The 11,530-nt window shown below is 65.0% G+C and carries 11 protein-coding genes; 9 read left to right on the top strand and 2 right to left on the bottom strand.

All coding sequences use genetic code 11. From position 1 onward, the window contains the following. Window positions 1-256: 256 nt before the first annotated feature. Window positions 257-649, top strand: a complete 393-nt coding sequence (locus ACLMAL_RS27830) for a hypothetical protein (protein WP_412001780.1) — start codon at window positions 257-259, stop codon at window positions 647-649. 130 nt (window positions 650-779) lie between these two features. Then, the gene (locus ACLMAL_RS27825; protein WP_412001779.1) at window positions 780-2,732 is read left to right on the top strand and encodes a GMC family oxidoreductase N-terminal domain-containing protein; all 1,953 of its coding nucleotides are present in this window, start codon (window positions 780-782) and stop codon (window positions 2,730-2,732) included. On the opposite strand, the gene ACLMAL_RS27820 is transcribed toward ACLMAL_RS27825, so the two are convergent. Then, entirely contained in the window at window positions 2,729-3,148 is a 420-nt protein-coding gene (locus ACLMAL_RS27820) for a winged helix-turn-helix transcriptional regulator (RefSeq protein WP_412001778.1), read from the bottom strand. The genes ACLMAL_RS27825 and ACLMAL_RS27820 overlap by 4 nt on opposite strands. Window positions 3,149-3,215: 67 nt before the next feature. Here ACLMAL_RS27820 and ACLMAL_RS27815 point away from each other — a divergent pair, with 67 nt between their 5' ends. Further along, the gene (locus ACLMAL_RS27815; protein WP_412001777.1) at window positions 3,216-4,124 is read left to right on the top strand and encodes an NADP-dependent oxidoreductase; all 909 of its coding nucleotides are present in this window, start codon (window positions 3,216-3,218) and stop codon (window positions 4,122-4,124) included. A 25-nt stretch (window positions 4,125-4,149) separates the two neighbouring features. Here the strand turns inward: ACLMAL_RS27815 and ACLMAL_RS27810 are convergent, their stop codons facing one another. Further along, entirely contained in the window at window positions 4,150-5,139 is a 990-nt protein-coding gene (locus ACLMAL_RS27810) for a zinc-binding alcohol dehydrogenase family protein (RefSeq protein WP_412001776.1), read from the bottom strand. A 754-nt stretch (window positions 5,140-5,893) separates the two neighbouring features. Between ACLMAL_RS27810 and ACLMAL_RS27805 the strand changes: the two genes are divergently transcribed. The 6 genes from ACLMAL_RS27805 to ACLMAL_RS27780 all read left to right on the top strand — a co-directional run bounded on the left by ACLMAL_RS27805 (window position 5,894) and on the right by ACLMAL_RS27780 (window position 11,233). Further along, the gene (locus ACLMAL_RS27805; RefSeq protein WP_412001775.1) at window positions 5,894-6,856 is read left to right on the top strand and encodes a polyprenyl synthetase family protein; all 963 of its coding nucleotides are present in this window, start codon (window positions 5,894-5,896) and stop codon (window positions 6,854-6,856) included. Window positions 6,857-7,112: 256 nt separating this feature from the next. Then, window positions 7,113-7,619: a hypothetical protein gene (locus ACLMAL_RS27800; protein WP_412001774.1), complete on the top strand. Its 507-nt coding sequence runs from the start codon at window positions 7,113-7,115 to the stop codon at window positions 7,617-7,619. 11 nt (window positions 7,620-7,630) lie between these two features. Next, complete coding sequence (gene ispH / locus ACLMAL_RS27795; protein WP_412001789.1) at window positions 7,631-8,578, top strand: 4-hydroxy-3-methylbut-2-enyl diphosphate reductase; 948 nt, start codon at window positions 7,631-7,633, stop codon at window positions 8,576-8,578. Beyond that, the gene (locus tag ACLMAL_RS27790; RefSeq protein ID WP_412001773.1) at window positions 8,575-9,039 is read left to right on the top strand and encodes a 1-deoxy-D-xylulose-5-phosphate synthase N-terminal domain-containing protein; all 465 of its coding nucleotides are present in this window, start codon (window positions 8,575-8,577) and stop codon (window positions 9,037-9,039) included. The genes ispH and ACLMAL_RS27790 overlap by 4 nt, the downstream gene beginning before the upstream one ends. Continuing rightward, window positions 9,036-10,160, top strand: a complete 1,125-nt coding sequence (ispG, locus tag ACLMAL_RS27785; RefSeq protein ID WP_412001772.1) for a flavodoxin-dependent (E)-4-hydroxy-3-methylbut-2-enyl-diphosphate synthase — start codon at window positions 9,036-9,038, stop codon at window positions 10,158-10,160. The genes ACLMAL_RS27790 and ispG overlap by 4 nt, the downstream gene beginning before the upstream one ends. Continuing rightward, window positions 10,157-11,233, top strand: coding sequence for a polyprenyl synthetase family protein (locus ACLMAL_RS27780; protein ID WP_412001771.1), 1,077 nt, complete (start codon window positions 10,157-10,159; stop codon window positions 11,231-11,233). The genes ispG and ACLMAL_RS27780 overlap by 4 nt, the downstream gene beginning before the upstream one ends. Window positions 11,234-11,530 lie beyond the last annotated feature (297 nt).

Raw genomic sequence — 11,530 nt, 5'->3', positions numbered from 1 at the left:
CGCTAATCCGAAATACCGGAGACCTCACCCATATACCAACGCGGGCAACAGCTTCCATCGAGCACGCTGATGGGGTGGCACCGCTGCGCGGAGCCACCCCATTCACTCACTTCGAGACAGAACCTAGCCGTCGATGTCGATCATCCGGCGCGGCCGTGTAATTTCGCCGCCGTCGGCTATATGCCGTAACACGGGGCGGGCAAGGACTCGTGAGTCCCTGTGCCGCCCCAGCTTTACCCCGTAGAAAGGAACGACAATGGAGCCGACCTTCACTATTGGCGAATTCATCAAGGCTGCGGCCAGTTCACCCAACCAGAACTGCGTCCGAGTTGCCCGCCGGGACGGCTGGACCGCCGTCTGGGACGACAAACTGGCCGCCGAGCACGCCGGCCTGGATGCGGCCCTGCCCGGCGAGCAGCTGCTGTATTTCACCGATCAGCAGTTCGACGCTTTTCAGGAGGGCCTACGTGCCGGGCGAGCTGACCTGTACTTGACCACGCGACACGACGACGGCGTCTACGTATTCAGTGCGGATGCTGCCGCACCGCAGCCGGTCGACGGCGTGGAACTGCACTTCAGCGCGGCGGAGGTCGAGGCATTCCGTTCAGGAGTGCTCAATCGGGAATTCGAGCGGAGCCGGTTCAGCTGACGCCGTGCCCACGTGTCACTCGGGCGACCGCGGTGCGGTTGCCCGAGTCACTGTCGTAACGACATGTGCGCCGCCGTCTTTGGGAACGCTTTTGCAGCCATTGAGTCAGTTGGGCAATATGCTTCTCGTCATGCCATTGACTGCCAAGCAGCGAGCCACGCTCGGCCTCATCTGCGATACCTTCACACCGGGAGACGGGGCCGAGCTGCCGTCCGCGACGCAGATAGGCGCGGTCGATGTCGTCGAGCAGTTGCTCGAGCGCAATCCGAGTGCGCCCGACGGGAAGGCTTTCGACCTGTTGCTGAATGCCTGGGATTCCCGCACCTTCGGTCTACTCACTGGCCGCGGCGCGCGCCGCTTCTCCTCCCTGACGCCGCAGGACCGTGAGCAGGCACTGCTCGGCCTCGGTGGCTCCCGTATCGCTCGTAAGCGCGCGTTGTTCCAGGCGCTGAAGTCCGCGGCAGTCACGGCCTACTACGTGGCCTCCGGGCCGACGGGCATCCATCCCGCCTGGGAGCGAATGGGATTCACGCCGCCGCCGGGACCGCTGCCCGACGCGCCCGCCCCAGGATTGCGGCCGGTGCAGCCGACCGAGGACACCACCCTGGATTGCGACGTCGTGGTGATCGGGTCCGGCGCAGGCGGCGGGACCGCGGCCGGGGTGCTTGCCGCGGCCGGTCTGGCAGTGGTGGTCGTCGAACGTGGCGGCTATTACGACGACGCGAACTTCGGTTCCGGTGAGCTCGACGGATTGCTGCGTTTGTACGCTCCCGGTCCGGCCACCACTGCCGAGGGGCAACTCGGTCTCGTGGCAGGCACCTGCCTCGGTGGCGGTACCGTCGTCAACTGGACCACGTCGTTCCGCACACCCGACTCGGTGCGCGACGAATGGGCGAGCCTGGGCGCCAAACAGTTTGCCGCCGACGAGTTCACCGAGGCGTTGGACGCGGTGGAGCGCAGGATCTCGGTGAATCGCGACCATTCCGCCATCTCCGCCCGCGACACTGTGCTGGAGCGCGGTGCGACCGAGCTCGGATGGCATATCGATGCGATGCCGCGCAATGTCCGCAATTGTGATGCTGGAATCGAGTGCGGTCGTTGCGGGTTCGGCTGCCGGATCGGCGCCAAACAATCTGTCGTGAAGACGTGGCTGGCCGACGCCGCCGAAAACGGCGCGCGCATCCTGATCGGCACCGATGTGCGAAAGATCATGGTGAACAATGGTTCCGCGGCCGGTGTCGAAGCCGTCACCACCGACGGAAAGTCGATCACCATCAGGTCCCGCGCTGTTGTCGTTGCCGCGGGCGCGATTCAGACACCCGCGTTGCTGGGCAGATCCGGCATCACCGGCAAAAATATCGGCCGATACCTGCGTTTGCACCCGGCCACCGCGGTGTTCGGGACGTTCGACGAAGAGATACGGCCGTGGGAAGGCGGCATGCAGACCCGCTACTCGACGCAGCATGCTGACCTGGACGGCGCGGGTTACGGCGTCATCTACGAGACCGGGCCCATGACGCCGGCCATGTCGGTGGGCTTCATGAATTGGAGTGGTGGCGCTCAGCATCGCGATGCCATGCTGAATCTCGCGCACACCGTCGCAGTGGGGGTCATCACGCGCGACCGTGACCACGGCAAGGTGTCGACCGATCGCGATGGCGAAGCAGTGGTCCGGTACCGATTGTCGGAGTACGACAAAAAACACATGCACGCCGGAATCGAAGGCGCGGCGAGGCTTCTCGAAGCTGCGGGAGCGCGGCGAATCTCCTCGGGACATCAGGCGGGGCCGGCATACGAGCCGGGGGTGCACGGTTCCTACGACGAATTCGTCGCCCAGTGCCACAGTGCGGGCTACGACCCCGGTCGGTGCGCGATGGGCGCGCTGCACATCATGGGCTCGGCCAGGATGGGTGGATCCGCGGCGGATTCGGCCACCGACCCCGATGGTGTGGTGTGGGGTTACTCGAATCTCGTTGTCGCGGATGGATCCTGTTTCCCCACCGCATCCGGTGTGAATCCGATGGTGTCGATCGAAGCCATCGCCTACATGAACGCTACCCGGCTCGCTGCGCGCTTGCGTTAACGGAGCGGCTCGGGCTCCCGCGCCGCCCTCGCATCGAAATCCTCACGTGCGGTGAGGATTTCGATGTGGTGCTGCTGCGACCACATGCCCATGGCGTGGCTGAGTTCGCCGAGGCTGGCGCCGAGTTCGGTGAGCGAATACTCCACACGGGGCGGGACTGTCGGATACACGTCGCGGCGGACGAGGCCGTCGCGTTCCAGACCGCGCAAGGTCTTGGTGAGCATCTTCTGGGTAATGCCGTCGAGGCGGCGACGCAGGTCGTTGAACCGTACGGGCCCCTCGCTCTTGCGCAGTACGCCGAGCACCAGCAGCACCCATTTGTCCGCGAGGACGCTGAGCACATCCCGCGCCGGGCAGTGCCGGAGGTAGCTTTCGACCAGGTTCGGGGAGGGTTCCCAGTCCCAGGTAGTTTCCATTGGGTACCTCGGTATCGAAAAGGTGCCTTCTTCCCAGTTGATACTAGACCGCGTGAGAATCATGGGCATGCTGGCAATTACACAGAAGACCTACGGCGGTCCCGAAGTTCTCGAGACGGTGGAGGTCGATCGGCCTCGACCAGGGGCGGGCGAGGTGCTGGTCCGGGTGGCCGCGACCGCGGTGAACGCGGCGGACTGGAAGGTGCGGTCGGGGTTGATCCGCGAACTCGGAGATCCGCCGTTCACTCTTGGCTTCGATGTGTCCGGAGTCGTCGAAGAGCTCGGTCCGGGCACGACGCGATTCCAGCTCGGCGCCGAGGTGCACGGCATGGTGTTGGGTCGATTCGGTGCGTACGCCGAATATGTAGTCGTACAGGAGGTTGCCCTTGCTGCCAAACCGGCGACCCTCGATCATGTGCGCGCGGCGGCATTGCCGACCGCCGCGCTTACGGCCTGGCAGGCCCTCGCGGATCTCCGCCAGGGCCAGCGGGTGCTCGTGCACGCGGCTGCGGGTGGGGTCGGCCATCTTGCGGTACAGATAGCCAAATCCCGCGGCGCGCATGTGGTCGGCACCGCCCGCGGCAGCAACCACGAATTCCTCAGCGACATCGGGGCAGACGAGCTGATCGACTACACCACAACCGATTTCGCCACTGCAGTCCAGAACATCGACGTAGTGCTCGATCTCGTCGGCGGGGAATACGGCTCGCGCTCACTGCCGGTGCTGGCTCCGGGCGGTCGCCTCATCGATGCGCAGGGCAACGATGCCGAATCCGACCCTCGGTATCGCCGCCACTATGTCGTGCCGTCGGGCACCGGTCTGGAGGAGATCACGGCCGCTGTCGAACGTGGCGAACTCCGCGTCGAGATAGACCAGGTGATGAGCCTGTCGGAGGTCGCAAAAGCTCATCAACTCAGCGAGTCCGGCCGGGTCCGGGGAAAGATCGTCTTGATCCCGTGGAACCCGCCACGCTGAACATGCGCGCGGCATCCACAGGGTGTCAGGTGGTGACGACGAGTTTTCCGGTGGCGCGGTCCGATTCCAGGTAGGCGTGCGCCTCCTGGATCTGGTCGAGGGTGAAGGAACAGTGGAGGGGAACCTGTGCCGTGCCGGAGGCGACGGTGTCCAGGAAGCTCTGCAGGACTTCCGCAGGCAGATCGCCCGCGTCGCCACCGTAGGCCGCGAGCCGGACGCCGCGCGGGAGATAGCCGATGGGGTAGAAGTTTTCGACGGTCCACTGATTCGACAGCATGCCGGTAAAGCAGACCACGCCGTGAAATCGCTTGGCGCGCAACGTGTCGGGCAGGGTCGGCGTGCCGACGAGCTCCAGTGCGGTATCGACGCCGCCGTCGGTAAGCTCGCGCACCTGCTTCGCGATCTCACCGGTGTCGAGGAGGACATGATCGACGCCTATGGCCGTCAGCGCTGCGGCCTTGGCCGGATTGTGGGTGGTCGAGAGCACGGTCATGCCGCGCTGTTCAGCGAGAATTGCGGTGGCCATCCCCACCGAGGAGGTGCCGCCGCGGATCAGGATCGATTGGCCGCGCCGGGCGTCGAGGCCGACCGTGAGCGAGCCGTAGGCCGTCTGCAGCATTTCCGGCACCGCACCCAGCGTGGCCCAGTCCAGGTCGCTGCTGAACGGAATGACCTGTGCGACAGGGACACAGCTGTATTCCGCGTAGCCGCCGTTGTAGGTGCGCCCCATATCGCCCATCATCGCGGCGACTTGCTGCCCGGCCTCGAACTCGCCACCTGGGCAGGCCGCGACCTCGCCAACGGCTTCGATCCCGAGCACACGCGGAAAGGTCACCCCCTCGGCCGGCCCGAGCCGGGTATGCAACTCGGAACGATTGAGCCCGAATGCCCGGACGCGGATCAGCACCTGACCGCGCTGTGGAGTCGGTATCGGCAGGGTACGCAAGTGCAGCGCCTCGGGCGGTCCGGGTGCGTCCAATACCGCCGCGCGCATCGTTTCGGGTGCCTCGGTCATCTGGGCACGCTCCTCACATAGATGTTCGGCGCTACAGCGGTCTGGGCGCTGGGCCCCGGTTGTGCACAGGCGCCGTTCGCCGGCGACACGGGTTGATAGGGGTCTTCCTCCGAGCTCGATCACTGAGCCTCAGGAGTTGGGCGAGGGGTGCGGCCTCTTCGGGTCGAGCCGACATGTGGATGTTTTTCGACGCCATCGACCGGACGCTGGTGTACTCCGATTCGGCGCGTCACGATCGTCGAGTCGGGAAACTCGCTTGGTCGTAAGCGATCCGATGGTTTTCGGAACGATCTGTGCAATTCATCCACGGAAGTAGTTGGTGCTCACTATAATCCGGAGTCTGCCTGATTCGAGAGGTCGAAACTTACTCGCCCGTAAGGGCTGTACCGGTGCTCGTTCGAACACTAGAATTGGAGCTCGGTCTACATAACGCAGTTGGTGACAGGCGCCGGGCCGTCCGGTCCGGTGTAGGAGCTCCATCGAACTGGTTGCACAGCCTTACCGATACGTCATGTCCCATAGATCGCCACCTCGATGCGGATAGCCGACTCGATTTATCGAGCGGCCCTTCTGTTATCGAATCATGCGTCGCGAACGTTGATCGCTCGAGTATTTATTGGCTTGATCCGTTGTGACACCGGCACCGATCGCCGGCCATAAATTACATGGGAGGGAGGGGGTCTGGATGACGACCGCGAAAAATTCGGCATCCTTACATCATCGAGCCGGGGAAATCTTGGCGCGGTCCCGACGGATGTGCGAACCGCTATTGCGGGATTCGGTCGAGGCACTGCCTGATCCTTTGCGTCTCATGGCCGGCTATCACTTCGGCTGGTGGGACGCGTCGGGGACGCCGACGCGAACCAGACCAGGGAAGGCGCTGCGTCCGGCGCTGACCCTCTGTACAGCAGCCGCGGTGGGCAGCGTGAATGCGCACGCGCTGCACGCCGCGACAGCAGTCGAGCTGGTGCACAACTTCTCCCTGCTGCATGACGACGTCATGGATGTCGACCGGCTGCGGCGTGGGCGTCCCGCGGTGTGGGCGACCTGGGGGATTTCTGACGCCATCCTGCTCGGTGATTCGCTGCATGCCCAGGCGGCCAGATTGTTGGCGACGAGTCTGCCTGCGGCGATGGCGGCCGCTGCGGTTGTCAGGCTGGAGGCGGCCGTGATCGAGATGTGCCGAGGTCAGAACGAAGACTGTGCCTTCGAGTCGAGCTTGCGGATCGATGTGGACGACTACTTGCACATGGCGATGGGCAAAACGGGCGCCTTGATGGGTTGTGCGTGCGCCCTCGGCGCGATGTGCGCGGGCGCCGATGCCGCCACGATCACAGCGATGGACGAATTCGGGCGGCAACTGGGGCTGGCCTTCCAGTTCGTCGACGACGTCATCGGCATCTGGGGTGATCCGGCACGCACCGGAAAGTCCGCCAATGATCTGGCGCGCCACAAACTGTCGCTACCTGTCGTCGTTGCGCTTGCCATGCACAATGGCGCGGCGGCCGAGCTGGCCGACATCTATCGGCGCGGCCCGACTTCGGCCTCGATAGACGTTATCCGCGCAACGGCTCTCATTGATCGTGTCGGTGCGAAAGAACTGACGCAGCAGCATGCTGACCAACGGGTGCGGGCGGCAATCGATGCGCTGCCCGAAAAAACCTCGGCCGATGATCTGATGGCGTTGGCTCACCTGGTGAAACGTAGAGATCGATAGACGGCGTATTAACTAGTCGACGCCTCGGCATTCGGCGGAGGTGGCGATTCTTATTGCTTCGGAGAGGATTGTCGACATTTCATTGAATACGTGAAAGATGTTGGCAAACAACACTGTTCCGCACTGTCGTCGATATTAGAATGGTCGCGTGGTCGAATTCCGCTCTCGGCCACAGAATCATGACAGGCTCCGTGCTCGGGCCGTCGAGTGTGTTCGGCCGCCGGCGAACAACCCACCACCGCGAAAAGGTGCCGCTATGGCTATTGATCCCGAAATGACCGTCACCGACGAGCCCGACGCTTCTGCTCGGCGAGTCGGACAGCACTCCCTGAGTACCGCTGCGGCCCGAAATCTGGCCACCACCACGAAGACTCCGCCGCAAATGGCCGGAATCACCTCCCGGTGGCTGGTGCGGCAACTTCCTTGGGTGGAGGAATCCGACGGCACGTACCGAGTCAACCGCCGGCTCACGGTGCGCACCGGGCAGGGGCGGGTGTCGTTCATCCAGCCCGGCGCCGACCAGGTGCGAGTCGTTCCCGAGACGCTGACGGAGATTCCCGTACCGCGCGGCTTCGATGATCCGGCACTTCGAAAGACCGGTCTGCCCGATGAGTACGAACCCGGGCGCAACGTGCGTTTCATGGGCGTCGACGACCGCGCCGTCCTGCAGTATCTGGTCACCTCGTACGACTCGGTGGCGATCTTGGTCCCCGACGCCATCGGGATTATGGAGCACGTCGACGCCGCCGCGGCGAGAAGCTGATGCCGATGTCGATGTCGAGGCACCGGACAGTACTGCTGGCCGCGCCACGGTCGTTCTGCGCCGGCGTCGAGCGCGCGATCGAGACGGTGGAACATCTGCTTGCTGCCACCGACCGGCACGAGCCGGTGTATGTCCGCAAGCAGATCGTGCACAACGCGCACGTGGTGAACGATCTCGCCGGCCGCGGCGCGGTATTCGTCGAGGAGCTGGATGAGGTTCCGCGTGGCGCGACAGTGGTGTTCTCTGCGCACGGTGTTTCACCACAGGTTCGCCGACAAGCCGCGGAGCGTGGGCTGACGGTCGTCGACGCCACCTGCCCGCTGGTCACCAAGGTCCACACCGAGGCCAAACGCTTCGCCGCGCGCGGCGACACGATCGTGCTCGTCGGGCATGCCGGGCACGAAGAGGTCGAGGGGACCTTCGGGGAAGCGCCGGAATCGACGGTGGTTATCGACAGTCCCGATGATGTTGCCGCGCTGCAGATCCCGGACGGAGCGCCGATCGCCTACCTCACCCAGACCACCTTGTCGGTGGAGGAGACCGAACGCACGGTACGGGCGCTGCACGAACGCTTTCCGCAGCTCCGCGGTCCCGGCAGCGCCGACATCTGCTACGCCAGCACCAACCGGCAGCATGCGGTCGAGGCGATTGCCGGACGCAGTGACCTCGTCCTGGTCGTCGGTTCTACCAATTCGTCCAACTCGCAGCGCATGGTCGAGGTCGCCGAGCGACACGGTATTCCGGCGTATCTGATCGAAGACGCTGCCGCGATCGACCCGGAGTGGCTCACGGAGGCGACGGTGATCGGTCTGTCCGCGGGGGCTTCCGCGCCGCAGCGATTGGTCGACGAGGTTATCGATGCTTTGCGCTCGATGGGCCCGGTCACGGTCCGTGAGCACCGTACCGCCGTGGAGGACATCGCCTTCGCAGCCCCGACACCCGTCAGGCGCCGGTCATGACAGCACAGGTGCCCATTGCCGCCGCCTCGTCCGCTGCGGTGCTCGGGCCCGGCGCTCTTGCGCACTTCTGGCAGCCCGACGATGTGCGACAAATGCCGCCGGTGCTGCTGGCCGCGCTCGCCAGACAGGTCCGCCGACTCGTCATCGACATCGTCACGGCCGTCGGCGGACAACTCGGCTCGAACCTCGGCGTGGTCGAGCCGGCCATCAGGCATCGTCTCGTGATCACGGTCCAGGACGGCGCCCGTGCGGGTGGGGTGCAGACCGCGCTGACCGAGGCGAATTCCGAAACAAACAGCACCACAAAGAGTTTCGGCATCGGCCTACCGGCACGCTGCCTGCCGCACGGTCGCCGCCGTGACACCCCGGCCGAGAGCGGGCTCGCCGCGGACGGGATCGTCGATGCCGTGCTGCGGGCCTGTGCGGCCCATTCGAGTCGAAATCAGGAGGCGCGCGGATGACCACCGCAGATCTCGGCCCGCCCATACCGCCGGTGGGGCGGCGCACTCGACGCCTGAACATCGGTGGAGTCCCGGTCGGCGGCGGTGCGCCGGTCTCCGTCCAGACCATGACCACTACTCGCACCGCTGACGTCGACGCCACACTGCAGCAGATCGCGGAGGTCACCGCCGCGGGGTGCGACCTGGTCCGGGTGGCAGTGCCCACCCCGGATGACGCCGCAGCCTTAGCGGCGATCGTGGCGCGATCGCCGCTGCCGGTAATCGCCGACATCCATTTCCAGCCGCGCTACGTGTTCGCCGCCATCGATGCGGGCTGCGCCGCCGTTCGGGTGAATCCCGGCAATATCAAGAAGTTCGACGACCGTGTCGCCGATATCGCCCGGGCCGCATCGGCAGCCCGAATACCGATCCGCGTCGGGGTCAATGCGGGTTCCCTCGACCCGAGGTTGCTGGCCAAGCATGGCTGCGCGACCGCTGAAGCACTGGTGGAATCGGCGCTGTGGGAGGCGGCGCTGTTCGAGGAGCACGGCTTCGGGGATCTGAAAATTGCCGTGAAACACCATGACCCGCAGACCATGATCCTCGCCAACCAGCTCCTCGCCGAGAGCTGCGACTATCCGATTCACCTCGGCGTCACCGAGGCCGGTCCGATGTTCCAGGGAACCGTCAAATCCGCTGTCGCGTTCGCGATCCTGTTGTCGGAAGGAATCGGGGACACGATCCGGGTCTCGATCTCCGCGCCGCCGGCCGATCAAGTGAAGGCAGGCAATCACATCCTGCAGTCCCTCGGACTACGCCCACGCAAACTGGAGATCGTTTCCTGCCCCGGCTGTGGCCGCGTCCAGGTCGATATCCATCGGCTCGCCAGTCGTGTCGAAGCCGCGTTCGAAGGTTTCCCGCATCCGTTGCGGGTCGCCGTAATGGGTTGTGTTGTCAACGGTCCCGGCGAGGCGCGCGAGGCCGATCTCGGCGTCTCCTCGGGCAACGGCAAGGGGCAGATCTTCGTCGGAGGCCGGATCATCCGGACCGTCCCCGAGCACCTCATCGTCGACGCATTGATCGAGGAAGCGCTCGCCCTCACCCAACAGGCAGACCTCCACGAAACGGGGACAACACCGTGACCGCATCTGTGCAAATCGCTGAACCGCTCGATCTGCAGGCCATCCGCGGACAGGTGGATGCCGCGTTGGGGGATTTTCTGCGCGACAAGGCCCGCACCGCCGGGGCACTTTGGCTACCCGAGGAGATCACTCGCGCGCTGCATACCTTTCTGTTTGCGGGCGGCAAGCGGATCCGGCCGCTGCTGTGCGTTCTCGGCTGGTACGCCGGGGGCGGCAGTGCGGAGCCGCCCGCGTTCGTCATCAAGGCCGCGGCGTCGCTGGAGATGTTCCACGCAGCGGTCCTGATCCACGATGACATCATCGACAACAGCAATACGCGCCGCGACAGACCGACAGTCCACCGCGCGTTGGCCGAGCTCTACAACGACCGACCCGATCCGAGCAGGTTCGGCGCGGACGCTGCGATCGTCCTCGGCGATCTCGCGCTGGTCTGGTCGGCCGAACTGCTGAACACCGCCGAGCTCTCGGCCACGCAACGCGCCGCAGCGCGCATGGTCGTCGACGCGATGCGCAGCGACGTGATGTATGGGCAATACCTTGATTTGCTCGCCACCGGCCGGCCTTCGAACGACATCGAGCGCGCGCTGCAGATCATCCGTCATAAGACCGTCGCCTACACCTTCGAGAGCCCACTGCAGCTCGGTGCCGCGATCGCCGATGCGGGCGCGCGGGTTCACGACGCCCTTACCAGCTATGCCCGACCGCTCGGTGAAGCTTTCCAATTGCAAGACGATCTGCTGGGCGTGTTCGGAGACCCTGCACGCACCGGCAAGTCCAATCTCGATGACCTGCGCGACGGCAAACACACTGTCCTGATGGCGATTGCTCTCGAGCGCGCAGACGCCGAACAGTCCGCACGCCTACACGCCCTGCTCGGCGACCCCGAACTGGATGATCGAGGTGCGGCCATATGCCGGGACATCGTTGCCGCCACCGCCAAGGAAACCGTCCACCGGATGATCCGAGCCCGGTGGGCCGAAGCCAACCGCGTGCTCGACAAAGCCCCCTTTGCCACAGCGGTGATCCAAGCCATGCGCCACATCGCCGATGACGCCATAGCGCGCACCAAGTGAAAGGCCGGAGTCATGGCGTATGTGATCACCAGCCGTGCTGCAACGACGCGAGCTGCATCGCCGAAGGTCCGGTCGACTGCATCCGGCGGACAACGGACCAGCCCGAGTTCGCCACCGCCGAAATGGTCTACATCGACCCCGTCACCTGCATCGACTGCGGAAGTTGCGTCGACGCCTGCCCGGTGGGTGCGATCTTCTCCGAAGACGATCTCGTGCAATCACTTCGGCGCTATGCCGGGATAGATCGTGCGGGCCGGCACTCCATCGATAGGGCGGAGCGTACTGATGGCGCCTCGA

Origin of the sequence: Nocardia sp. CWNU-33, from assembly GCF_046764895.1 — a bacterium.
GTDB lineage: Bacteria > Actinomycetota > Actinomycetes > Mycobacteriales > Mycobacteriaceae > Nocardia.
Note: the sequence above shows the minus strand (reverse complement) of the source record. Positions and strands in the feature narration are given on the sequence as shown.